The sequence below is a fragment of the Comamonas terrae genome (genome assembly GCF_001544075.1).
GTDB lineage: Bacteria > Pseudomonadota > Gammaproteobacteria > Burkholderiales > Burkholderiaceae_C > Comamonas > Comamonas terrae.
On the sequence record NZ_BCNT01000009.1, the window covers coordinates 118616 to 140833 of the forward strand.

Annotated in this window: 20 protein-coding genes and 1 tRNA gene; 6 read left to right on the forward strand and 15 right to left on the reverse strand. The window is 67.5% G+C overall.

What is annotated here, in order from left to right:
• The first annotated feature begins 65 nt into the window (after positions 1 to 65).
• On the forward strand, positions 66 to 866 hold the full coding sequence (locus Cte04_RS14420) for a MetQ/NlpA family ABC transporter substrate-binding protein (RefSeq protein WP_066479138.1): 801 nt from the start codon (positions 66 to 68) through the stop codon (positions 864 to 866).
• 237 nt (positions 867 to 1103) lie between these two features.
• Here Cte04_RS14420 and Cte04_RS14425 read toward each other — a convergent pair whose 3' ends face one another.
• The 9 genes from Cte04_RS14425 to Cte04_RS14465 all read right to left on the reverse strand — a co-directional run bounded on the left by Cte04_RS14425 (position 1104) and on the right by Cte04_RS14465 (position 8971).
• Positions 1104 to 1796, reverse strand: a complete 693-nt coding sequence (locus Cte04_RS14425; protein WP_066479140.1) for a nitroreductase — start codon at positions 1794 to 1796, stop codon at positions 1104 to 1106.
• 4 nt (positions 1797 to 1800) lie between these two features.
• A complete protein-coding gene (locus tag Cte04_RS14430) occupies positions 1801 to 3006 on the reverse strand; it encodes a thiolase family protein (protein WP_066479148.1) in 1206 nt (401 codons plus the stop codon).
• Positions 3003 to 4526, reverse strand: a complete 1524-nt coding sequence (locus Cte04_RS14435; protein ID WP_066479152.1) for an AMP-binding protein — start codon at positions 4524 to 4526, stop codon at positions 3003 to 3005. The genes Cte04_RS14430 and Cte04_RS14435 overlap by 4 nt, the downstream gene beginning before the upstream one ends.
• Positions 4523 to 5131: a biotin transporter BioY gene (locus tag Cte04_RS14440; RefSeq protein ID WP_066479155.1), complete on the reverse strand. Its 609-nt coding sequence runs from the start codon at positions 5129 to 5131 to the stop codon at positions 4523 to 4525. The genes Cte04_RS14435 and Cte04_RS14440 overlap by 4 nt, the downstream gene beginning before the upstream one ends.
• 200 nt (positions 5132 to 5331) lie before the next feature.
• Positions 5332 to 5925 carry a CbiQ family ECF transporter T component gene (locus Cte04_RS14445; protein WP_066479161.1) on the reverse strand — a complete coding sequence of 198 codons (594 nt, stop codon included), beginning with the start codon at positions 5923 to 5925 and terminating at the stop codon, positions 5332 to 5334.
• A complete protein-coding gene (locus tag Cte04_RS14450) occupies positions 5918 to 6661 on the reverse strand; it encodes an energy-coupling factor ABC transporter ATP-binding protein (protein WP_066479163.1) in 744 nt (247 codons plus the stop codon). Before Cte04_RS14450 ends, Cte04_RS14445 begins: the two co-directional genes overlap by 8 nt.
• Before the next feature lie 724 nt (positions 6662 to 7385).
• A tRNA-Ser gene (locus tag Cte04_RS14455) sits at positions 7386 to 7476 on the reverse strand.
• A gap of 170 nt (positions 7477 to 7646) precedes the next feature.
• The gene (locus Cte04_RS14460; RefSeq protein ID WP_245633389.1) at positions 7647 to 8057 is read right to left on the reverse strand and encodes a hypothetical protein; all 411 of its coding nucleotides are present in this window, start codon (positions 8055 to 8057) and stop codon (positions 7647 to 7649) included.
• 296 nt (positions 8058 to 8353) lie between these two features.
• Positions 8354 to 8971, reverse strand: coding sequence for an FMN-dependent NADH-azoreductase (locus Cte04_RS14465; RefSeq protein WP_066479167.1), 618 nt, complete (start codon positions 8969 to 8971; stop codon positions 8354 to 8356).
• Between the two features lie 206 nt (positions 8972 to 9177).
• Here Cte04_RS14465 and Cte04_RS14470 point away from each other — a divergent pair, with 206 nt between their 5' ends.
• Positions 9178 to 10092: a LysR family transcriptional regulator gene (locus Cte04_RS14470; protein WP_066479415.1), complete on the forward strand. Its 915-nt coding sequence runs from the start codon at positions 9178 to 9180 to the stop codon at positions 10090 to 10092.
• A 19-nt stretch (positions 10093 to 10111) separates the two neighbouring features.
• Here Cte04_RS14470 and Cte04_RS14475 read toward each other — a convergent pair whose 3' ends face one another.
• On the reverse strand, positions 10112 to 11122 hold the full coding sequence (locus Cte04_RS14475) for a bile acid:sodium symporter family protein (protein ID WP_066479170.1): 1011 nt from the start codon (positions 11120 to 11122) through the stop codon (positions 10112 to 10114).
• A gap of 135 nt (positions 11123 to 11257) precedes the next feature.
• Here Cte04_RS14475 and Cte04_RS14480 point away from each other — a divergent pair, with 135 nt between their 5' ends.
• On the forward strand, positions 11258 to 12202 hold the full coding sequence (locus Cte04_RS14480; protein WP_066479173.1) for a LysR family transcriptional regulator: 945 nt from the start codon (positions 11258 to 11260) through the stop codon (positions 12200 to 12202).
• 10 nt (positions 12203 to 12212) lie between these two features.
• Here the strand turns inward: Cte04_RS14480 and Cte04_RS14485 are convergent, their stop codons facing one another.
• From Cte04_RS14485 to Cte04_RS14500, 4 genes are all read right to left on the reverse strand, one after another.
• Complete coding sequence (locus tag Cte04_RS14485) at positions 12213 to 12518, reverse strand: hypothetical protein (protein ID WP_066479179.1); 306 nt, start codon at positions 12516 to 12518, stop codon at positions 12213 to 12215.
• A gap of 224 nt (positions 12519 to 12742) precedes the next feature.
• A complete protein-coding gene (locus tag Cte04_RS14490) occupies positions 12743 to 13456 on the reverse strand; it encodes a sulfite exporter TauE/SafE family protein (protein WP_066479183.1) in 714 nt (237 codons plus the stop codon).
• Positions 13453 to 14889 (reverse strand): amidohydrolase family protein, encoded by a 1437-nt coding sequence (locus Cte04_RS14495; RefSeq protein ID WP_066479188.1) that lies wholly within the window; start codon positions 14887 to 14889, stop codon positions 13453 to 13455. The genes Cte04_RS14490 and Cte04_RS14495 overlap by 4 nt, the downstream gene beginning before the upstream one ends.
• 36 nt (positions 14890 to 14925) lie before the next feature.
• On the reverse strand, positions 14926 to 16302 hold the full coding sequence (locus Cte04_RS14500; protein ID WP_066479198.1) for a uracil-xanthine permease family protein: 1377 nt from the start codon (positions 16300 to 16302) through the stop codon (positions 14926 to 14928).
• Positions 16303 to 16526: 224 nt separating this feature from the next.
• Here Cte04_RS14500 and Cte04_RS14505 point away from each other — a divergent pair, with 224 nt between their 5' ends.
• Positions 16527 to 17552: a LacI family DNA-binding transcriptional regulator gene (locus tag Cte04_RS14505; RefSeq protein ID WP_066479207.1), complete on the forward strand. Its 1026-nt coding sequence runs from the start codon at positions 16527 to 16529 to the stop codon at positions 17550 to 17552.
• A gap of 7 nt (positions 17553 to 17559) precedes the next feature.
• On the opposite strand, the gene Cte04_RS14510 is transcribed toward Cte04_RS14505, so the two are convergent.
• Positions 17560 to 18483 carry a LysR family transcriptional regulator gene (locus Cte04_RS14510; RefSeq protein WP_066479210.1) on the reverse strand — a complete coding sequence of 308 codons (924 nt, stop codon included), beginning with the start codon at positions 18481 to 18483 and terminating at the stop codon, positions 17560 to 17562.
• 132 nt (positions 18484 to 18615) lie between these two features.
• Here Cte04_RS14510 and Cte04_RS14515 point away from each other — a divergent pair, with 132 nt between their 5' ends.
• Positions 18616 to 20634, forward strand: coding sequence for an alkyl/aryl-sulfatase (locus Cte04_RS14515; RefSeq protein ID WP_066479215.1), 2019 nt, complete (start codon positions 18616 to 18618; stop codon positions 20632 to 20634).
• A 248-nt stretch (positions 20635 to 20882) separates the two neighbouring features.
• A complete protein-coding gene (locus tag Cte04_RS14520; RefSeq protein ID WP_066479216.1) occupies positions 20883 to 22208 on the forward strand; it encodes an efflux RND transporter periplasmic adaptor subunit in 1326 nt (441 codons plus the stop codon).
• Positions 22209 to 22218: the final 10 nt, after the last annotated feature.

The following is a 22218-nucleotide window of genomic DNA, read 5'->3' on the forward strand; positions in this document are numbered from 1 at the left end:
CGGAAAAAGGCGCTCTGCCGAAGTAAAGTGTTGCCACTCGTTATTTGCTCCCACAAGGATTTCCCATGCTGAACAAGCGCACACTCCTGCGCAATACCCTGGCCGTTGCAGCGGCTGCCACCTTGGCCTTTGCCGCCCAGGCACAGGACAAGACCATCAAGCTCGGCGTGACCGCCGGCCCGCACGCCCAGATCATGGAAGTGGTCAAGAAGGTGGCCGCCAAAAACGGCCTGAACATCAAGGTGGTGGAGTTCGGCGACTATGTGCAGCCCAATGCAGCCCTGGCCGCCGGCGACCTGGATGCCAACAGCTACCAGCACCGCCCCTATCTGGACGCCCAGGTCAAGGACCGCGGCTACAAGATCGGCTGGGTGGCCGATACCGTCAACTTCCCGATCGGCATCTACTCCAGGAAGATCAAGAAGCTGGCCGACCTGCCCACGGGCGCCAAGTTCGGCCTGCCCAACGACCCGACCAATGGCGGCCGCGCCCTGCTGCTGCTGCAGGCCCAGGGCCTGATCAAGCTCAAGGACAACGCCGGCCTCAAGGCCACGCCGCTGGACGTGGTCTCCAACCCCAAGAAGCTGCGCTTCGTGGAACTGGACGCTGCCCAGCTGCCGCGCTCGCTGGACGATCTGGATGCCTCGACCATCAACACCAACTTCGCCATCTCGGCCGGGCTGAACCCCAAGACCGACGCGATTGCGCTGGAGTCGGCGAAGAACCCCTACGTCAACATCCTGGTCGTGCGGGATGCCGACAAGAACCAGCCCTGGGTGGCCCAGCTGATCAAGTCCTACCACTCCGAGGAAGTGCGCCAGTTCATCGACAAGGAGTTCAAGGGCTCGGTGTTCCCGGCGTTCTAGGCTTCACCCCCTGAGCCGCTGCGCGGCCTCCCCCGGGGGACGACATCATCGCTGCAGGGCGGCGCGGCCGGCTCAGGCCCTTGCTGGATGCCCCCGGGTTGGGCTGCATCGGTTTTGGTGCATGTGCTCACTGACCCGGTTTCGTAAAAACATAGCTGCTTGCGCCGGTCAGCTCCAGGTTTTGGTTGGTTATCCATCTGGAACCAAGGAGTTGCCGTCGTCGGCAGCTATTGTTTTTTAACCGAGCATCTGAAACCACTCGCCCAGCGGCGCGCGCGCGGTGCGGGCCTGGTTGACGGGGGCCGAGGCATCGGCCCAGCCCAGGGCCAGGCCGCAGACGATATGGTGCTCGGCGCTCAGGCCCAGCACGCGGCGCACGGTTTCGGGGTAGGAGGCCAGGGCGCCGATGGCGCAACTGCCCAGGCCCTGGGCCGCGGCGGCCAGCTGCAGGCCGTACAGCGCCATGCCTAGGTCCATATAGCCGCCCGGGCCGAAGCTCGAGTCGATGGAGACCACCAGGGCCACGGGCGCATCGAAGAAACGGTAGTTGCGCGCGAACTGCGCATCGCGCCCCGCGCGGTCGTCGCGCGCCACGCCCAGGGCGCCGTAGAGCGCCTGGGCCGAGGCGACCTGGCGCTTGCGCAGCTGCATGGGCATGGGGCGTGGAAAGTAGGCGTAGTCCTCGCATTCAGGCGCCTGGCCGTGGAAGTCGGCCAGCAGGGCATCGGTGAGCTGCCGGCGCAGCTCGCCCTGCACGCCCCAGAAATGGCCGGGCTGCAGATTGCCGCCACTGGGTGCCTGGCGGGCCGTGGTCAGCAATTGCTCCAGCAGCGGCTGTGACACGGGCCGGTCCAGAAAGGCGCGCATGGAGCGGCGCTGCTGCATCAGCGCCATGGCTTCGGGGCTGGTGAATGTGTTTGCGGTATGCATCGTTTCAGGTATTTTTCATCGCCGGGCCGTGCAACAGCTTGCGCACCAGGCAGGCCGCGCCAATGCCGCCGGCGCCGGCAATTGCTGCCAGGCCCCAGGGACCGGCTTCAAGTTGTGTCTGTAGCTGGCTCAGCACGCGCACCAGCGCGATGGCGCCCGAGGCGCCTATGGGGTGGCCGCGCGCCAGCCCGCCGCCACCGGTGTTGATGGCTTGCGGATCGAGGCCCAGCTCCCGGCAGAACGCCAGGCCTTGAACGGCAAAGGCATCGTGCAGCTCGATGGCGGCGATTTCGCCGGGTGTGAGCCTGGCTTGCTGTCTGAGCGCCGCCCGCTCCAGCACGGTGCGCGCAGCCAGGGTGGCGGCCAGCAGCGGGGTTTCGGGGGCGGCGCCCACGGAGGCGCTGCCCACCCATTGGGCGAGCGGGCGCAGGCCGTGGCGCCGGCAGGCCTCGGGCGTGGCCAGCAGCACCAGGGCTGCGCCGTCGGCCTTGGTGGAGACGGTCAGGGCACTGAGGGCGTGGCCGTCGGTATGGTCTTGCGCGCTCCGTGCCACCACGGGCATGCGCGCGGCGCGGGCGGCCGTCATCGTGCGCGGATAGGCATCGCATGCCAGGCCGGCCACGGGCGCGATCTCCGGGGTTTGCAAGGGTTGAGCAGCCAGCGCGCGGGCATGCGATTGCAGGGCATAGGTCTCCTGCTCGGCGCGGGCAAAGCCATGCGCCAGCGCATAGTCGGCGGCCGATTGGAGCAGGTCCGGGTCGCGTGCGGGATCGGGCGCGAAAGGTGGCCGCTCGTAGCTTTGCGGCGCTTCGCCCGCATGGCGCGGCCGTGTCTGGCGGATGGGGGCACGGCTCCAGGCTTCGACGCCACCGGCCACCACGATGTCGGCCTGGCCCGATTGCAGCAGACCGGCTGCCAGCGCCACGGCATCCAGGCCGGAGCAGCACTGGCTGTCGACCGACTGGGCCGCGCAGCGCTCGGGCAGTCCTGCGGCCAGGGCCAGCATGCGCGCCGGATTGCCACCGGCGCCCAGGGCATTGCCCAGCACCACGGCATCCACGGCGTCGGGAGCGAGCCCGGCGCGGGCCAGCAAGGCCTGCAGCACCGGTGCGCCCAGCTCATGCGCGGCCAACTGCGCCAGAGCGCCGCCCACGGGGGCCACGGGGCTGCGCATCCAGCCGGCAATCAGTACCGAAGGCAGGGTGTTCATGGCGTCGCCGTGCCTGTCTTCCAGGGCTGCAGCCAGGGCAGGCCGGCATCTGCCAGGTCCTGCTCGCTGCGGCCGGCCAGGATGGCCGCCAGGGCCTGGCCCAGGCGCGCATGGTCGGTCTTGCCGCTGGCGGTGTGCGGCCAGTGCGGGCACACCCACCACTGGCGCGGAGCCTTGAAGGCTTCCAGCCGCTCGCGCACCCAGGCGGTCAGCGCCATGGCGTCGGGCCTGGCTTCACCGTGGCCATGCGCAGTCCAGTGCAGCACGGCGTGGACCTGCATGCCGCGCAGCGGATCGCCCTGGCCGTGCAGCGAGACCTGCGCGATCTGCGGGTGCGTGAGCAGCAGGTTCTCGACTTCCTCGGGAAACAGATTCTTGCCCTGGGTGACGATCATGCGGCTTTGCCGCCCGGCCAGGCACAGCATGCCGCGTTCGTCGATATGGCCCATGTCGCGCACCGACAGCCAGGGGCCGTCGCGCAGCACGGCGGTGCGGTCGTGCGCGTCGCCCAGGTAGTCCATGAACAGCATGGGGCTGCGCACATAGATCAGTCCGTCCTGCTCGCCGTGCTGGTCCGGCGACGGCTCGGCCAGCGGGCGGATGTCGATCTCCACATTGCTGAAGGGCCGGCCCACGGCCTGGGGCGAGCAGGGCTCGTCGGCCTCCATCCAGGCCACGAAGCTGGCTTCCGAAGCGCCATAGAACTCGATGAGGCGCGCCCTGGGGAACAGCGCCCGCAAGGCCGGCGTGTGCGCCCGCATCCAGCGCGCCCCGCTGATGGTGATCAGCTCCACCTGCGGGACGGGTTCCAGCTGGCGGTGCTCGGCCCACTGCAGCATCAGCAGCAGCTGGCTGGGCACGGCCACCAGGCAGGGCGCTTCGCCCGCGGCCAAAGTGGCCAGGCAGCGCGAGGCGGAGAATTTTTCCTGCACCACGGCGCCTGCGCCGTTCCAGAGCGCCTGCATGGCGCCGAACAGGAACAGCGAGTGCGAGATGCGTCCCGGCGACAGCGTGCGCCGGGCGGCCACGGCGCCGAAATCCTGCAGGCTCACACGAAAGCTCTCGGTCCAGGAGCGGTGGTGGCGCATGAAGCCCTTGGGCATGCCCGTGCTGCCCGAGGTGAAGCCCGTATAGAACGGGCTGGTGGGCGCGGCCGGGTTCATGGTGCAGGCTGCGGTGGGCAGCCAGCCGGTGATGCGCTCGCGCACGGCCTCGGGCCAGTCCGGGTCGGCCACGGCCGCGCAGCGCCCGCTGTGAATGATGGCGAGGAAATCGATCAGGCGCTCCAGCGTGCTGCGCTCGGCGTCCAGCAGCACCATGGCCGGCGCCTGGCGCGCCACCAGCGTGGCCGAGCGGCGCAGGACTTCCTCATGCACCTGGGCGAAGGTCCACTGCGTGGTTTCGTTCTGCAGCGCTATGGCCTCGGGGCGCTCCCGCGCCCAGTGCGCCAGCGGCCCGTGCACCAGTGTCCAGATGCCTTCCAGCGGCGCGGCCAATGGATGGGGGTGTGCTTGGGTCATGCGCGGCCACCGAAACGCCAATCGGGCAGGCCGCGCGCCACGGCATGCACGATGAGGGCGCACAGAATGCACTTGATGAAGTCGCCGGGAACGAAGGCCAGCGTCACCTTGAAGGCCTGGACCAGGCTCAGCTTGGCCATCAGCATCAGACCCAGCACGCCGAACGCATGCAGGCAGACCAGGCCGCCAAGCAGGGCGGCGATGAAGGCGCTGACGGCAATGCGGCGCGGCGTGGCCTGAGGCGAGCCCTTGAGCAATACGGCCATGAGGGCGCCCACGATAGCGGCTGCCAGTGAATAGCCGGCCAGATAGCCGGCGGACGGCGACATGAACACGGCAATGCCGCCGCGCCCTCCCGCCAGCAGCGGCAGGCCCACGGCCACGGCTGCCAGGAACAGCAGCATGGACTGGAAACCGCGCCAGGGGCCCAGCATGACGCCGGCCAGCATCACGCCCAGCGACTGGATGGTGATGGGCACGCCCAGGGGCAGGTCGATCTTGGGAATCAGGCCCATCACGGCCATGAGGGCCGCGAACAGCGAAACCTGGGCCATGGAGCGCGCGCCGCTGCGCGATACCGTGGGGGACGAAGAGGCGTTGGACATCGGAACTCCTGATGAAGCGTAATCGGTTGTCGGTTGATCCAGGTAGAAAAATGAATTCTTGCGGTGCTATGCATGAAACCGACGCGGCCCAGGTGCGAGACACCGAGAAAGGGCCCGAGCCGGCCGCACCGTCCCGCGCCGAGGGTGTCGTTCCCCTCTCGCGCAGCGAGAGAGGGGGAAGGCGCGAAGCATCTCAGGCGCTATCTCCCCAGCCTTGCCCACAAGGCATCGGCGACGCGGCGCGTGGCCTGCAGCATGTGGATGGTCAGCGGGGCGATCAGGCGCAGCCCGCCGGCGTGGCCCGTGCGCAGGCGATGGGCATCGTCCAGCTTTTTCCACTGCACGAAGAAGTGTTCGGTAAAGCGCAGCATCAGCGCGATCTGCAGGGCCACGCGCTCCGGCGAGACGCCCAGCGGCCGCAGTGGCCCGAGCAGGCGCTCCAGCACCTCGACCAGATCGCTGGGGCGTGTGGTCACCGTCAGCGCCACGCCCAGCGCCGAAGCGCAGACCAGGCGCAGCGCGCTGGCGGCTCCCAGCGCGTAGTGGTGCATCAGCGCATGAAAGCCGGCCACGAGCAGGGCAGCCATGATGACCGAGCGCATCAGGCGCCTGGCCACCTGGGTGGCCTCGCCCAGCGATGCCCAGAGCAGGGCGCAGGCCAGTGCCGCTGCAGCCAGGAGCCAGGGGGCATCCGTGAGAAACAGCAGGGTGCCGAGAACCGCCATGAGCAGCAGCTTGGTGCCCGCACCCCAGCCATGCAGCCAGGTGATCTGTTCGCTGTACAGACTACCCATGAATGCCGTCCATGGACGTATGTGGCATGGATGCCAGCCGCAGGGCCACGTTGGCCTCGTAGGCGGCGCAGACTTCGGCGCCAGGGCCGTCCTCGCGCACCTTGCCGCAGTCCAGCCAGATCACGCGCTCGAAGCCGCGCACATGGTCCAGCACATGGGTGGAGACCAGCACCTGCTGCGGCGCCTGGGCAATGTCCTGCGCCAGTCGGGCCTGGCCGGGCAGGTCCAGGCTGGCAAAGGGCTCGTCCAGCAGCAGCACCCGGGGGGCCGCAATCAGCAGGGACAGCCAGCACACCTGCTGGCGCTGGCCCTGGCTCAGGCTGGAGACGGCGCGCTCGGCCCAATGCGCCAGACCTCGCTGGGCCAGCAGGGCGCGGGCCTGTTCCTTGGCCTGCTGCCTGGAAAGGCCGGCCGGGCGCAGGCCCAGGGCCAGTTCTTCCTGCACGGTCGGAAAGATGATCTGGTCGTCGGGGTTCTGGAACATCAGCCCCACCAGGCCGGGGTGCTCGGCACGGGCCGCATGCAAGTCCTGGCCGCCGATGGAGACGCTGCCGGCCTGCGGCACATCCAGCCCGCACAGCAGGCGAAACAGGCTGCTCTTGCCGGCCCCGTTGTCGCCGATCAGGCCGATGCGCCGGGTATCCAAGGCGAGGTTCAGATTCTCGAACACCGTGGTGATGCCACGCCGCAGCGTGACGCCCTGCAGCTGCAGGCCATGGGGCGCGTTCATGGGCATGCCGATCCTGCAGATCGGGTCAAGAGTGCGCGGGCGGGCGGGTGCGACAGGGCAATCACGGAAGGCATAGATACATGATGTTCGGCGAAGGCGGATTCTAGCGCTGCCCATTTGCGCCAACTACCCTGCAATTTGTACTCTTTTTATGTGAATTTCGAAGAAAAGAAGCGTTCTTTCAGGGTTGTGGCATCGTGCCGGTGTCCAGGGTGCAGATGAATGCCTTTAGGGGGTAGATGGGAGGCGGTAGCCGGCAGTTGCTTGACTATGCCTGGAATCTGCACATATCTACCTTCATCTGCGTGCAAGCTGCAGGGAAGATGACCTGCAATTTGGGATGAATGCAGGCCGATCTTCGCTGGTTGCAGGCAAGAAGGGCATTGGCGGCTGCCAAAGCCGTTTCAGCAAGCTTGTGCCGCGGCCTTGAATGGAGGTGTCCACAATGGCCGGGAATCCTTCGAGAGGGTAAAAAATCGATGGATTTTCATTGCGCCGGGCCGCCCCGAGGCAATCGGCTGCCTCTTGGGAGCTGCGGGCCCTACGAAGTGGGCGCGTCTCGGATCTTTTTTATTGGGTTGCCGGATGTAGGCCGGCTGCTGGATGTTGTACGTAGTCGAGGCGTACGACGAAAAATGCCGCTCACTGGTTAAAGTGAGCGGCATTGTCATGAAAGCCGGATTTCAAGGCTGAGCGTACACGGATGAAATTCCATGCAGCAATATGTTGATGGCGGAAGGGGCGGGATTCGAACCCGCGGTGGGCTATTAACCCACACACGCTTTCCAGGCGTGCGACTTAAACCGCTCATCCACCCTTCCGCAGCAATTTGGACGATTCCCTTGCCAGGGAATGAAAAAGCCAAGCAATCTGAAGAAGGCTTGGCTTGCGATCCGAGGAAGATTGTAACCCGGTTTTCACTCTTCTCGGATGAAAAGCGCAACCGGCATCAAGGATGCGCATGCGGCCTGGCGTGAGCGCGGGCCGAAGGTTAGCGGCGGCGCGGTTTTTCTGCGGCCTGGGCCTGGTCGATGGCATCGATGACGAGCAGCCCTGTCGATTGCACGCCGGGGGCATTGAAGCCGGGGCCGGGCGTCACGCCAGGATGGCTGAGCAGGCGCTGGGCTGGCGTAGGCGGCATGGGCTGAGGTTGCGGCTGTGCTTCAGGGGTGGCAGGCTCGGCACGGGCTGCACTGCGTTCGCTGGCCTCCATATAGTCGTTGTACCTCTGGTAGATGCGCTGCTCGGAGCGTTGCTGCTCCTGGGTCTGGGTATTGCGCCAGTACATGTAGCCCAGCGTTGCCAGGACGGCGGCGCCGACCAGGAACACGGTCAGGACAGTGAAAACCAGGCTCTCATCCGAGCGCTGGACAGCGGGGCGGGTCATTGAAGAGGAAGACATGGGAGGAATGCTTCGCGCGGGGCAACTCCTGCATGGGCAAGAGAGCAAGGTTCTGGGCCAGGGCCTTGTGCCTGCGGGCGGCGCTGAAAAAATACCGGAGGCGCCAAGCCTATCAAAGAAGCCTGTGTGTTTTGCTGACAGCTGCGCGCAAATGGTGCTGAACCAGGCTTTCTGCGCTGTTTTTGATCCAGGGCAAACCGGTGTTACCGGATGTGGGATAACGGCGGGCCCGCAAAAAAAGCCAGCCCTGCGCGAACGCAGGGCTGGCTTGAACGCGGAGGCCGGGCGCAGACGCCTCAGGCGGCCACGGGCTCCAGGGCCTCGATCATGGCCTGGGCAGTTTCCAGGGCCTTGGCCTTGGCTTCGGGGCCCATGGCCACGCCTTCGGCACGCACGAAGTTCACGTCGGTAATGCCCATGAAGCCGAAGATGACCTTCAGATAGCTTTCCTGGTGTTCCATGGCCTGGCCCATGTCGCTGGACGAGTACATGCCGCCGCGCGTGGAAGCCACGATGACCTTCTTGCCGGTTGCCAGGCCTTCAGGGCCGCTGGCGGTGTAGCGGAAGGTGCGGCCGGCCTGGGCCACGCGGTCCAGCCAGGCCTTCAGCTGCGAAGGAATGGTGAAGTTGTAGAAGGGCGCACCCACCACCACCACGTCGGCAGCCAGGAACTGGCTCACCAGGGCTTCGGAGATGGCATTTTCCTGGCGCTCGATCTCGGTGGCGGCGGCCTGGCCGGTGCGGAAACCCAGCGACTGTGCGCTCAGGTGGGTCGGTGCGTTCACGGCCAGGTCCAGGTATTCGACCTTGGCGTCGGGATGGGCCTGCTTGAGGCTGTCCACCACCTGTGCGGTGAGCTGGCGGGAAACCGAGTTGGCGCCGGTGATCGAGGAGTCGATGTGCAGGATTTGCATAAGAAGTCTTCCGTTAAACAAGGCTGAAAAAGGCTGCATCGTGTGCGAATGCTTGGCTGCCGTTCCCTTGCGGGAGGCGCCGTTTCATGACTTTCATAACGACGAGCGATGGATAGATTGTGAATTTGATTAGAGTTCTCGATAAGTCATCGAAATTGCGATAGATTGTTCTATCTATGAATTCAATAATGCAGAAGAAATCGTGCATGGTGGATCTCAACGACATGCTTTATTTCGTCGAGGTGGTCGAGCGCGGCGGCTTTGCCGCGGCGGGGCGCGCGCTGGGCATTCCCAAGTCGCGCCTGTCGCGCCGCGTGGCGGATCTGGAGGCGCACCTCGGCGTGCGCCTGCTGCAGCGCACCACGCGCAAGCTATCGCTGACCCAGGTGGGCGAGAGCTATCTGCGCCACTGCCAGGCCATGCGCGATGCGGCCCTGGCGGCCGCCGATGCGGTGGCCGAGGTGCAGACCGAGCCGCGCGGCGTCATCCGCGTGACATGCCCCGTGACGCTGGCGCAGACGGTGCTGGGCGAGCTGATGCCGGAGTTCCTGCGCCGCTGCCCCCTGGTCCATGTGGAGATGCAGGTGACCAACCGGCCCGTGAACCTGGTCGAAGAGGGGGTGGACGTGGCCTTGCGTGTGCGCGCCAGCCTGGAGGACAGCGGCTCCATGGTGGTCAAGCGCCTGGACAGCTCGCGCCAGATCCTGGTGGCCAGTCCCGATCTGCTGGAGCGCCAGGGCACGCCGCGTTCACTGGACGACCTGCAACTGCTCGACAGCATGGCCATGTCGGCCGTTGACGGGCAGTTCAGCATGACGCTGTTCGGCCCCGAGGGGAAGGAGCAGCGCGTGCAGTTGCAGCCGCGCTATGTGGTGGACGACCTGCTGACGCTGCAGTTCGCGGCGCTGGCCGGCAGCGGCATGTGCTGGCTGCCCGACTACATGTGCCAGGATGCGCTGGCCCAGGGGCGGCTGGTGCAGTTGCTGCCCGAATGGGCGCTGCCGCCGGGCATCGTGCATGCGGTGTTTCCGTCGCGGCGCGGGCTGGCGCCGGCGGTGCGGCATTTCCTGGATTTCCTCGGCGAGATGATGCCGGGGCGCAACAGCCTGGGCCAGGCGTGAGGCCGGCCGGGGACAGGACTCAGCGGTTGGCCTGGATCATGGGCATTGCGCTGCCCTCGTCCTGTGCCTCGGGGCGGCGCGCATAGCGCTGGGCCAGCACGGCGCAGACCATGAGCTGGATCTGGTGGAACAGCATCAGCGGCAGAACGATGGCGCCGACCGAGGCGGCAGGGAACAGCACGTTGGCCATGGGGATGCCGCTGACCATGCTCTTCTTGGAACCGCAGAACACCAGGGTGATCTCGTCTTCCTTGTTGAAGCCCAGGCGGCGCGCGCCCCAGGTGGTGAGCGTGAGCACCACGGCCAGCAGAATGCAGCACAGCACGATCAGGCCGATCAGCGCGGGCACGGGCGTCTGCTGCCACAGGCCGCTGATCACCGCGGCGCTGAAGGCCGAATAGACCACGAACAGGATGGAGCCCTGGTCCACCAGCTTGACGATGGCGGCGCGGCGCTGCAGGAAGCCGCCGATCAGCGGGCGCATCACGTGGCCGACGATGAAGGGCAGCAGCAGCTCCATGGCGATCTTGCCCACGGCATGCAGCGCATCGCCGCCTTCGGCGTTCTTGTTCAGCAGGATCCCGACCAGGATGGGCGTGACCAGAATGCCCAGCAGCGTCGAGGCCGAGGCGCTGCACACGGCCGCCGGCACGTTGCCGCGCGCCATGGAAGTGAAGGCAATGGCCGATTGCACGGTGGCCGGCAGCGCGCACAGGAACAGCACGCCCGTGTACATGTCCGGCGTCACCAGCGGCGAGAGCACGGGGCGCAGCGCCCAGCCCAGGATGGGGAACATCACGAAGGTCGCCACGAAGATCCAGATATGCAGCTTCCAGTGGCCTATGCCCGCGAGGATGGCCTGGCGCGAGAGCTTGGCGCCGTGCAGGAAGAACAGCAGGCTCACGATGCCGGTGGTGATGTGCTCCACATAGCCGGCAAAGGCGCCGGAGGCCGGCAGGAAGCTGGCGAGCACCACGACGGCGATCAGCGCCAGGGTGAAGTTGTCGGGCAGGAAACGGGGGCGGGACATGGCGGATTCTCAAAGCTGGAAAACGGAGCAGGCAAGGCGCGCCGGGCGGCTTTCTGCCTGGGATTGCCGCGTATTGGACACGCTTTGAATTAAAAAGAGAAATGGATTTATTCGATAGTTTTATAATTTTTCGATATGAATGCGAGCCTGCGCCAATTGCGTGCCTTCGTCGCGGTCGCTGAAAGCAGCAGCTTCAGCCGCGCCGCCGACCTGCTGGCCCTGACCCAGCCGGCCGTGAGCCGCAATGTGACCGAGCTGGAGCAGGCGCTGGGCGTGCAGCTGCTGCACCGCACCACGCGCGAGGTGGAGCTGACCGAGGCCGGACGGCTGCTGTATGCCAATGTGACGCGCGTGCTGGAGGACCTGGATGCCTGCCTGCTGGAAGTGCAGGGCCTGGCCACGCAGCGCAAGGGCCGCGTCAGCGTGGCCAGCAGCCCCACGCTGTCGGCCAATCTGATGCCGCAGTGCATTGCGCGCTGCAGGCAGCAGGCGCCGGGCGTGAACCTCAAGCTGCTGGACCGCGTCCAGAGCGATGTGCTGCAGAGCGTGCGCAGCGGGGAGGTGGACTTCGGCGTGGTCATCGATCCTTCGGAAAAGCAGGATCTGCATGCCCAGACGATCCTGACCGAGCCGTTCTGCTTGGTCTGCCTGTCCTCGCATCCGCTGGCGCAGCGCAAGGAAGTGCACTGGGCCGAGCTGGCCGGCGCCTCGCTGGTGCTGCTCGACCATGCCTCGGGCAGCCGGCGCCTGATCGATGCGGCGCTGCAGGCCCATGGCGCCACGGCTTCGGTGGTGCAGGACGTGGGCCACACGGCCACGATCTACAGCATGGTGGAACAGGGGCTGGGGCTGAGCGTGGTGCCGCAGCTGGCAATTCCCGCGGCCTGGAAAAAGCAGGCCGCCACGCCGGCCGGAGACAGCCAGGCAAGCTCCTCGCCCGTGCTGGTCAGCCGCAAGCTCGTGCCGCAGGTGCAGCGCGGCATCATGCTGGTGCGCCGCCAGCACCGCGAGCTGTCTCCCGTGGCGCACATGGTCTGGGACCTGATTGCCGAGGAGGCGCGGCGCAGGCTGGAAGGCTAGGGCCGCCCGTTCAGGGGCGCAGCACGATGCGCGAGTCGATCACCAGGCCCTGGGGCTGGGGCGCCACATAGACGGGCTGGGGCGGCGCCACATACACGGGCGCGGCCTGGTAGACCACGGGACGGTCCTTGCACTTGCGCTTTTCCTTGTATTCGCCATTGCCCTTCCACTTGCGCTCGACCTTGCACTGGCCGTCCCAGTACTCTTCCTTGTAGTCGCGCTTGTGATGGTGGTGGTCATGGGCCTGGCTGGCCGATGGCGCGAGCGCGAACGCGGCGGGGATGCAGAGGGAGAGGAGGGCGAGAATTCGCTTCATTGTTCTATGGAGTGATTCAGGAAACAGCAAGCTTAACGGTTAAGCGCCGCCCAAGCTGTATCAAATCATGTGGGACAGTGGTGCCGGCAGGCGCGGACGGTGCAGCGGGATTTCAAAAAAGTGAGCTGCCAGCGCTTGATATGCAATGGTCTTGATATGAATCCATATTGAAACCAAGCAATGGAAAGCGCTGGCAGCTCCTCTTTCCAGGGCTGCATACCCGGTCAAAGCGCCTTGACCAGCAGCACCAGGCCCGAGACCACGGCAAAGATCTGCACGAACAGGCGCATGGCGCGCGCATTGATGCGGGTGTGCACATAGCGGCTGGCCACGGCGCCCAGGGCCAGCGCCGGCAGCAGCTGCACGGCCGCGACCAGGTGCGGCGACTGCACCTTGCCCATGACGAGCAGCACGGCCAGGGAAATCAGCTCGCCGACCAGAAAGCACAGCGCGATGGTGGCGCGCATCTCGGCCGGCGGGCGGTGCTGGTAGGTCAGCGCCAGCGGCGGGCCGCCGATGCCGGTGGCGGTTTCGGTGATGCCCGTGACCAGGCCGGCCGACACAAAGGCCGTCAGGCCCGGCGTGAAGGCCGGCATGACCCAGGTGGCCGCGGCCGCGGCGATGGTGGACAGGCCCACGAACACGGCCAGCGCCTTGGGGCTGAGCACCAGCAGCACGGCCAGGCCGCCGAAGGTGCCGACCAGGCGCCCGGCGCTGATCCAGGCCGCGCCGCGCTTGTCCAGCGCATGGCGTTCGCGCCAGGCCACATAGGCGTTCAGCGGCAGCATCAGGATCAGCACGCACACGGGCAGCAGGTCGGGCTGCAGCATGGTCAGCACGGGCGCGACGATGAGGGCGAAGCCCAGTCCGCTGGCGCCCTGCACGAAGGAGGCGATGATGACCACGGCCGCCGTGATGAAGAGGTGTTCCAGGCTCATCGCAGATCGCTCCGCGCCGGGTACACGCTGCTGCCGGCCAGCACGCGGCGGCGGTGCTCGCCAGCCGTGGGGTGCAGGCGCTGGATGGGCGCCCGGGCGATGGCGGCATGGGCCTTGTCGGCCACCTGGCGCATGAGCGCGCGCGCATCCCAGTCCACGGGCCAGCCCTTGAAAAGCCTCAGCCTGCCGCCGACGAAGCTGGCCACGATCTGGTCGCGCTGGGCCAGGCGCACCAGGTCCCAGGTCAGGTCCACACTGGTGCACAGCTCGGGCGTGTCCACATCCACGATCAGGAAGTCGGCCTGTTTGTCCGCGGCGATCTCGCCGATGCGCCCGCCCAGGCCGATGGCGCGTGCGCCCTCATGCGTGGCATGGTCCAGCCAGGTCCAGCCGCCGCCGCTCGATGTGTCTCCGATCTGCATGGCGAAAGCATACTTTTGCGCGGCCTCGGCAGCATCCAGCAGGCGGAAGGCGTCGCTGCGCGTCGAGTCGGTGCCCAGCGCAAAGCGTATGCCCATGGCCGCCATCAGCGTGGCCGGCGCCACGGCATTGCCCTTCCAGGCACTGGCCACGGGGTTGTAGCTCACGGCCGTGTCCGTGCTCTTGAGCAGCAGCAGCTCGGCCGGCGTGACCATGGTGCCGTGGGCGATCAGGGTCTGCGGGCCCAGCGCGCCCACGCTTGCCAGGTGCTCCAGCGGGCGCATGCCGCGCGCGACCACCGAGCGCTCCACCGAGGCTAGGTGCTCGTTCACATGGGTCTGGAAGATGATGCCGGCCTCGGCGCACAGGCGCGTCACCGTGGCCAGCATGGCGTCGCTGGCGGCCTCGGGAATCGAGATCGCCAGCGAGGGATGGACCAGCGCATGCGTGCCGTAGTCGGCCATGAAGCGCTGGGCCTGGGCCAGGATGGCCTCGCGCTGCCCGGGCGTGCTCTGGTTGCCGCCGTCGTTGCAGATGATGCCCAGCACGCAGCGCAGGCCGGCCTCGGCCGTGGCGCTGGCGACGGCGCCGATCTCGCCCTTGGCGCGCGTGCCCGCGTCGCAGACCGTGGTGAAGCCGCCGCGCAGCGACTCCAGCGCCGCCAGCTTGGCGCTCTGGTGGACGAACTCGTCGTCCAGGCTGGATTCCAGCGGCACCCAGACGCGGCGGAAGATCTCGGAAGGCTCGCCATAGGCCAGCGACTTGCCGAAGGACTGGGTGAGGTGGTGGTGGCCGTCGATCATGCCCGGCATGACCAGCTTGCCGGGCAGGGCCAGCGCCGGAATAGGGGCGTAGCGCGCGTCGAGCAGCGCGCGCGGGCCCACGTCCCTGAACCGGCCGTCCTCCACGAGCACGGCATGGTCGGTGGCCAGGCCGCTCTTGAGCAGCACATATTGGGGGTGCAGCAGCAGGGTGTCGGCCTGTAGCTGCGAGGCATGTAGTTCTGTATGCATGGGATTCTCGGATGCCGCCCCTCGGGGCGGCGGTTCTCAATGGTTGGGGGCGGCGCCGGGCCGGACGGCGGGCGTGGCCGCCGTGGCTGCAGCCGCTGCCTGGGCCGGCGCGGCATGGGGGCGCCAGATCTGGAAGACCAGGTTCAGCACCACGGCCGTCATCGCGCCCATGGCCAGGCCGTTGCCCAGGATGGGCTGCAGCGCTTTCGGGAACTGGCTGTAGATGCCGGGAACGAGAATGGGCAGCAGCCCCATGGTGAGGGCGCCGGCCAGCACGTACATGTTGCTGCGCTCGTGCAGGTCCACCTTGCGCAGGATGTCGATGCCGATGGTGCCGATGATGGCAAACACCACCAGCGCCGTGCCGCTGACCACCGAGGCCGGGATGGCGTTGGCAAAGCGGCCCAGCGGCGCCAGCAGCGCCACGACGATCAGCAGCGCCCCGGCCACGGCCGTCACATAGCGCGAACGCACCTGGGTGGCGCGCACGATGCCGATGTTCTCGCCGCTGGTGATGATCATCGAGGTGCCGAAGAAGCCGCCGAGCAGCGACATGACGGCGTCGCCGCGGATGGTGCGCGGCACCAGCGCGCAGGGTTCTTCCTTGCTGCCCACGATCTCGGCCACGGCCATGGTCTGGCCCGTGGCCTCCACCATGGAGATCACGCTGAACACCAGCAGCGGCACGGTGGCCGCCAGATCGAAGGTGGGCATGCCGAAGGGCAGCAGCGTGGGCAGGCTGAACAGGGGGCCGTTGGCCACGGCGCTCATGTCCAGCTGGCCCAGCAGCGCGGCCAGCGCCGTGCCGGCAACCAGGCCCAGCAGCACGGAAAGCTGGCCCAGCATGCCCTTGAGCAGGCGCGCGAACAGCAGCGTGAAGCCGATGGTGGCCAGGGCCAGGCCGATGTGCAGGGGGCTGGCGAAGTCCGGCGTGCCGGGCTTGCCGGCGATGATGCCGCCATAGACCTTGAGCAGGTTGACGGACACCAGCAGCAGCAGGGTGCCGATCACGATCTTGGGGAAAAAGCGCAGCAGCCGCGTGAAGACCGGCAGCACCAGGAAATAGAACAGCGCCGTCAGGATCACCGCGCCGCAGGCCGTCTGCAGGTCGCGCTGCTGGGCAATGCCCAGGAACATGACGATGGGCGCGCCTCCCGGCACCATCACGAAGGGCAGCCTGGCGCCCAGCCTGGCCGGCCCGAAGGACTGCAGCAGCGAACCCAGGCCGCACATCAGGAAGGTGGCGCTGATCAGGTTGACCGTGAGCGCCGTCGAAAGATCCAGCGCCTTGGCCACCAGAAACACCGAGGTGATGGGCACGGCCGCCATGACCAGCACATGCTGCAGGCCGAACAAAAGCAGCTGGGGCAGCGGCAGAACGGTGTCTACGTCGTGGTGTTCAGAGTCTGTCATGGGCTCAGCTTTTCTGAATGAAGTCATGGTTGCAGGCTTTCCCCAAATCGTTTTGGGTCAAGTCCGAGAAAAACCGCCGACCGTTGCCCGGAAATAGCGCGTCACGGTGGCGGACTGAGGCCCAAAACGTTTTGGCTCATGTAAAGTAGTATACGAAAACTTTGTTTTTCCGGATGCGGGTTTTCACTGCGCTTCCGGACCGGTCCACCCAAGGAGCATCCACCATGGCCGTTTCGCCGCCTTCTCCGCGCGTCACCATCTCCGACGTGGCGCGGCATGCGGGCGTGTCGGTCACCACGGTATCGCATGCGCTCAACGGCCGCGGCCAGGTGGACCCGGCCACGCGCCGCAAGGTGGAGGAGACCGCGCGCGCGCTGGGCTACCGGCCCAACCGCCATGCCCAGCGCCTGCGCACCGGTGGCTCGTCCATGATCGCGCTCATGTCTTCCATGCCGTTTGCGGTGGCGGGTGGCCCGTCGCGCCTGGGCTTTCTGATGGAAGTGGCCTCGGTGGCGGCCTCCTCGGCGCTGGAGCGCGGCATGGCCATGGTGCTGGTGCCGCCGCTGGAGTCCGGCCAGTCGCCGCTGGACATCCTGGACGTGGACGGCGCGCTGATCATCGAGCCTTCGGCCGACGACCGCCAGCTGGCCGACCTGACGGCCCGCGGCCTGCCCGTGGTCTCCATCGGCCGCCCCGGCGGCGATGCCCATGGCGCCGTGCCCTATGTGGACCTGCTGTCCGGTCCCACGGTGCAGATGCTGCTGGCCCACCTGCAGGCCCGGGGAGCGCGGCAGATCGCGCTGGTGCTGGGCGCGGCGCAGCGCACTTCCTATGCCCAGGCGGAGCTGGCCTACCGGCAGATGGTCGATGCCAGCGGCATGGACCATATTGCATTGCGACTGGACGAGGCCCGTGGCGAAGCCGGCGGCCGCGATGCGGCGCGCCTGCTGCTGGCCGCGCATCCGCAGATCGACGCCTTTCTGGTGCTGGTGGACGTTTTTGCCGTGGGCGTGGCCCAGCACCTGCAGCAGGCCGGCCTGCGCGTGCCCGAGGATGTGATGATCGCCACGCGCTACGACGGCATACGGGCCCGCACCTGCGAGCCGCCGCTCACGGCCGTGAACCTGCACCTGGACCAGGTGGCGCGGCTGGCGATCGACCTGCTGTTCGAGCGGCTGCGCGGCAACGCCGGGCGGCAGGCGGTGCAAAGTCCCATGCCGGAGCTGGTGGCCCGGGCTTCCACGCGCTGAGCGAAGGTCAGGACCCCACCAACGGGGCGTCGGCCTGCACCTGCGCCAGTTCGCGCAGGTGTTCCACCAGCCACTGCGCCACCGGCGAAAGGCTGCGCCCCTGCTGCCAGACCACGCCGGCCGAGGAGGGAATGGCCGGGAGCTTGCCCACGGCCAGCGGCTGCAGCGTGCCCGCGGCCAGCTCCCGCGCCACGGCAGGATAGACGGCGGCCAGCACGGTATTGCTGTTCTGCGTGACCTGCACCAGCGTGGCGACATTGTCGCATTCCAGGGCCAGCAGTTGCCGCTCGTCCGCCAGGCCCAGCGTCCGGCTCAATGCGCTGCGCACGCTGGCCGGCAGGCGCACGGCGGCCAGCCCGCAGGCATGCAGCTGCGCGAGGCTGGCCTGCTTGTGCGCGGCCAGCGGATGGCCGGGACGCACGAACATGCCGCCGCGCATGGCCGGCAGCGGATGGATTTCGAGCGCTGCGCTGGGCGGCAGCTCGCGCGTGTCGGCCACGAAGAACTCGATCTCCCCGGCCTTGAGGCGCTGCAGCAGCTGCTCCCAGTTGCCCACCAGCGCGCGCAGATGCACTTGCGGGAATTCGGTGCGCGCTGCCTGCAGCAGGGGGGCCAGCAGGGTTTGCGTAGGCAGGGGCCCGAAGCCGCAGGCCGTGTCGCCCACCTGCCGGTTGCGAAACAGCTCCACATCGCGCTTGAGGCAGCGGCTGTCGAACACCATGCGCCTTGCGCGCTCCAGCACGAATTCGCCGGCCGGCGTGGGGCGCACTTCGCCGCTGCCCCGGTCGAAAAGCCGCAGCCCGAACTCTTCCTCGGCCGCCTGGATGCTGCGCGTGAGCGCGGGCTGGCTCAGGTGCAGCTGCTCGGCCGCGCGCGCGAAGTTGCGCCGGTCGGCCAGGGCCACGATGTGCTGGAGGCGCCGTATGTCCATGTTCTCCGTGCATTGCCATGCAATGAGGGCAATGAATCCAGTGCATTGAATTTCAATTCATTATGCATTGGACTCAATTGGCGGCGCTGCCCAGAATGCCTTGCCATGCATCACAAAGCAAGGAGAACGCACATGCCCCCTCTTTTCCGTACCGGAGACCGGACCGTCGTGCCCGGCAAGGCGCTGTGGCTGGCGCTGGCCGCCAGCGGCCTGCTGTCGGCCTGTGCCGGCTTGCAGGCTGAAAGCGGCTCGGGTGTGCTGCAGGCCGGTGTGGCCAGTGCGCGCACCCAGGCCGCACAGCAGGCGGCGCGCGAGGCCTTGCCCGCCGACGAAGCGCAGGACCGGCAGGATGCCGAGCGCGGCCTGATCGCGCGCCCCACGGGCCGCGTCGTGGCGGCCGACGGTCGCGTGCTCAAGGATTTCGATGCCTACGGCTTTGTGCAGGGCGCGGCGCCCGACACCGTGAACCCCAGCCTGTGGCGCCATGCCCAGCTCAATACCCAGGCGGGCCTGTTCAAGGTGGTGGATGGCATCTACCAGCTGCGCGGCTTCGACATGGCCAACATCACGCTGATCGAGGGCCGGACCGGCTGGATCGTCGTGGATGCGCTCACCAACCGCGAGATCGCCGCCTACGCCATGCAGTTCGCGCGCCGGCACCTGGGCGACAAGCCGGTCACGGCGCTGATCTTCACGCACAGCCATGCCGACCATTTCGGCGGTGCGCTGGGCGTGATTTCGCGCGAGGAGGTTGCGCGGCGCAAAGTCCCCGTGGTGGCGCCCGCGGGCTTCATGGACGAGGCCACCAGCGAGAACCTGCTGGTGGGCGGGGCCATGTCGCGCCGCGCCATCTACCAGTTCGGCACCCGGCTGCCGCTGTCGCCCACGGGCAATGTGGACACGGGCCTGGGCAAGGACCTGGTCAGCGGCCATGTGGGCATACTGCCGCCCAATGTGACCATCGACCAGCCGCAGCAGGAGCTGGTGCTCGACGGCGTGCGCTTTGTCTTCTACAACGTGCCGGGCGCGGAGGCGCCCTCGGAGCTGACCTTCACCCTTCCCGAGCGAAAGGCCTACGGCGGGGCCGAGAACCTGGCGCAGACCATGCACAATCTGCTGCCCATACGCGGCGCCAAGGTGCGCGACGCGCTGCGCTGGGCCGACTACCTGCAGCAGGCGCTGGAGCAGTCCCGGGGCAGCGAGGTGTATTTCGGCCAGCACAACTGGCCAGTGTGGGGGCAGCAGCGCATTGCGGGCTTCATCAGCCGGCACCGCGACATCTACAAATACACGCACGACCAGACGGTGCGCCTGATCAACAAGGGCCTGGTGCCGTCCGAGATCGCCGACCGGCTGCGGCTGCCGGCCTCGCTGGCGGACTTCTGGGGCGGTCGCGGCTACTACGGCGATCTGCGCCACAACGTCAAGGCCGTGTACCAGCTCTACCTGGGGGCCTACGACGGCAATCCCGTGAACCTGGACCCGCTGCCGCCGGTGCAGCGCGCGCAGCGCTATGTGCAGGCACTGGGCGGCGCGGACAAGGCGCTGGACCAGGCCCGCCAGGCCGCGGCCGGAGGCGACTACCGCTGGGCTGCCGAGCTGCTGCAGCATGTGGTGTTTGCCGTGCCGGAAGGAACGGACGCCGGCAAGGAGGCCAGGGAGCTGATGGCGCGCTGCTATGAGCAGCTGGGCTTTGCGGCTGAATCGGCCACCTGGCGCAACAGCTACTTGACGGCGGCGCAGGAACTGCGCCAGGGCACGCGGCAGCTGTCCCAGGACCGGGCCGCCATGGTCGAGATGATGGCTCAGGTGCCGACCGAGCGCTTCCTCGAGGTGCTGGCCACGCGGCTGGACGGCAGCAAGTCCGAAGGCCGGCGGTTTGCGATGAACCTGGACCTCAGCGATGTGGGCGAGCAGTACCGGCTGTGGCTGGAAAATTCGGTGCTGCATTTCCGCCGTGGAGAACCCGACCCCAGCGCCCTGGTGAGCCTGCGGTTGACGCGCCCGGCTTTCCTTGGCCTGCTGGCCGGTGCCAAGCCGGGTCAGGCAAAGGAGCCTGCCGTGCAGGTGCAGGGCGACAAGGCGGCGCTGGCCGGGTTTCTGCAACTGTTCGACAAGAGCGAACCGGGCTTTCCCATCGTCACGCGCTGAAACGCGCGAATGTGTCGGCAGATCCGCCTGCCCGGGTCTGTAAACACTTTGCAACACTTTTGCGCAATAGGTGCAAGTGCCCGGCGATTTACCGCACGCCCGTGCCTGGCTGGGGGCAATGTGCGGGCATGATGGATGGCGGGGCCCTGCCGGCTGCCAGAGGGCGGCCTTCGGCAAGGCGCTTTACAAAGAAGAAATATTGGCGTCGCACAATGGTGGGGCGTTCCAGTTTGATCATTTGCCCGCGTATGAATCTCGTCTTGCCCACTTCGCTGAGTCCGCGCCAACAGGCGCGTTTTTGTTTTTCTGCCAGCGCAAGTCCTGAGCAAGCGAAAGCCCCGCGAATCACTTCGCGCCTGCGCTGGGCATTGGGCGCCCTGGTGGTGGCCGGGGTGCTCGCCGGCTGCTCCAAGCCGGGCGACGAGAAGGCTGCGGCGCCCAAGGCGCTGGCCGAGGTCGGCGTGGTCACGCTGCAAAAACAGAGCCAGCAGCTCGATGCCAGCCTGCCGGGGCGCACGCGCGCCTTCATGACGGCCGAGGTGCGGCCGCAGGTCTCGGGCATCATCCAGAAGCGCCTCTTCACCGAGGGCGCTTTCGTCAAGCAGGGCCAGCAGCTCTACCAGATCGACCCCGCCACCTTCCAGGCCGCCCAGGCCAGTGCCGCCGCTGCCCTGGCCAAGGCCGAGGCCAGCCAGCGCACGCTGGCCGCCACGGCGCGCCGCAATGCCGAACTGGTCAAGATCGACGCCATCAGCCGTCAGGCCTACGAGGAAAGCCAGGCCGCCGCAGCCCAGGCCCAGTCGGATGTGGCCGTGGCCCGCGCCAACCTGGAAACCGCGCGCATCAACCTGCAGTACAGCCGCATCCAGGCGCCGATCAGCGGGCGCATCGCGCTGTCGTCGGTCACGCCCGGCGCTCTGGTCACGGCCAACCAGACCAATGCGCTGACCACCATCGTGCAGCTCGATCCCATGTATGTGGATTTCACCCAGGCCAGCACGGAGCTGATCCAGCTGCAGCGCGAGATCGCGGCCGGCCGCTTCGCCAAGGTGGACGGCGACAAGATTCCCGTGCGCATCCGCCTGGACGACGGCACCGAGTACGCCCATGAGGGCAAGCTGGCCTTTGCGGGCGTGATCGTCAACGACACCACGGGCACGGTGACGCTGCGCGCCGTGGTGCCCAACCCGGCCGGCCAGCTCATGCCCGGCATGTATGTGCAGGCGCTGCTGCCCACGGCGCTGGCGCCCGATGCGTTGCTGGTGCCCCAGCAGTCGGTGACGCGCGACCTCACCGGTCGCCCCAGCGTGCTGGTCGCCAAGGAAGGCAAGGATGGCACCGTGGTCGAGAAGCGGGACGTGGAGCTGGACCGCGCCATCGGCAGCCAGTGGCTGGTCCAGGCCGGCCTGCATGCCGGCGAGCGCGTGGTGGTCGAAGGCTTCCAGCGTGTCAAGCCCGGCGACAAGGTCAAGGTGGCGGAGGTAGACCTCAAGGCCAAGGCCGAGCGCAAGAGCCCGCCCGGCCAGCCTCCGGCCCTGGCCGCCGCTGAAGCAGCTGCCCGCTCCCCCCAATGAATCGCAGAGA

What these genes read in the sequence shown, in the direction of transcription:
- Cte04_RS14420 (WP_066479138.1), top strand. Translation starts at nt 66, where the DNA reads ATGCTGAACAAGCGCACACTCCTGCGCAATACCCTGGCCGTTGCAGCG.
- Cte04_RS14425 (WP_066479140.1), bottom strand. Translation starts at nt 1,796, where the DNA reads ATGCATACCGCAAACACATTCACCAGCCCCGAAGCCATGGCGCTGATG.
- Cte04_RS14430 (WP_066479148.1), bottom strand. Translation starts at nt 3,006, where the DNA reads ATGAACACCCTGCCTTCGGTACTGATTGCCGGCTGGATGCGCAGCCCC.
- Cte04_RS14435 (WP_066479152.1), bottom strand. Translation starts at nt 4,526, where the DNA reads ATGACCCAAGCACACCCCCATCCATTGGCCGCGCCGCTGGAAGGCATC.
- Cte04_RS14440 (WP_066479155.1), bottom strand. Translation starts at nt 5,131, where the DNA reads ATGTCCAACGCCTCTTCGTCCCCCACGGTATCGCGCAGCGGCGCGCGC.
- Cte04_RS14445 (WP_066479161.1), bottom strand. Translation starts at nt 5,925, where the DNA reads ATGGGTAGTCTGTACAGCGAACAGATCACCTGGCTGCATGGCTGGGGT.
- Cte04_RS14450 (WP_066479163.1), bottom strand. Translation starts at nt 6,661, where the DNA reads ATGCCCATGAACGCGCCCCATGGCCTGCAGCTGCAGGGCGTCACGCTG.
- Cte04_RS14460 (WP_245633389.1), bottom strand. Translation starts at nt 8,057, where the DNA reads ATGTCTTCCTCTTCAATGACCCGCCCCGCTGTCCAGCGCTCGGATGAG.
- Cte04_RS14465 (WP_066479167.1), bottom strand. Translation starts at nt 8,971, where the DNA reads ATGCAAATCCTGCACATCGACTCCTCGATCACCGGCGCCAACTCGGTT.
- Cte04_RS14470 (WP_066479415.1), top strand. Translation starts at nt 9,178, where the DNA reads ATGGTGGATCTCAACGACATGCTTTATTTCGTCGAGGTGGTCGAGCGC.
- Cte04_RS14475 (WP_066479170.1), bottom strand. Translation starts at nt 11,122, where the DNA reads ATGTCCCGCCCCCGTTTCCTGCCCGACAACTTCACCCTGGCGCTGATC.
- Cte04_RS14480 (WP_066479173.1), top strand. Translation starts at nt 11,258, where the DNA reads ATGAATGCGAGCCTGCGCCAATTGCGTGCCTTCGTCGCGGTCGCTGAA.
- Cte04_RS14485 (WP_066479179.1), bottom strand. Translation starts at nt 12,518, where the DNA reads ATGAAGCGAATTCTCGCCCTCCTCTCCCTCTGCATCCCCGCCGCGTTC.
- Cte04_RS14490 (WP_066479183.1), bottom strand. Translation starts at nt 13,456, where the DNA reads ATGAGCCTGGAACACCTCTTCATCACGGCGGCCGTGGTCATCATCGCC.
- Cte04_RS14495 (WP_066479188.1), bottom strand. Translation starts at nt 14,889, where the DNA reads ATGCATACAGAACTACATGCCTCGCAGCTACAGGCCGACACCCTGCTG.
- Cte04_RS14500 (WP_066479198.1), bottom strand. Translation starts at nt 16,302, where the DNA reads ATGACAGACTCTGAACACCACGACGTAGACACCGTTCTGCCGCTGCCC.
- Cte04_RS14505 (WP_066479207.1), top strand. Translation starts at nt 16,527, where the DNA reads ATGGCCGTTTCGCCGCCTTCTCCGCGCGTCACCATCTCCGACGTGGCG.
- Cte04_RS14510 (WP_066479210.1), bottom strand. Translation starts at nt 18,483, where the DNA reads ATGGACATACGGCGCCTCCAGCACATCGTGGCCCTGGCCGACCGGCGC.
- Cte04_RS14515 (WP_066479215.1), top strand. Translation starts at nt 18,616, where the DNA reads ATGCCCCCTCTTTTCCGTACCGGAGACCGGACCGTCGTGCCCGGCAAG.
- Cte04_RS14520 (WP_066479216.1), top strand. Translation starts at nt 20,883, where the DNA reads ATGAATCTCGTCTTGCCCACTTCGCTGAGTCCGCGCCAACAGGCGCGT.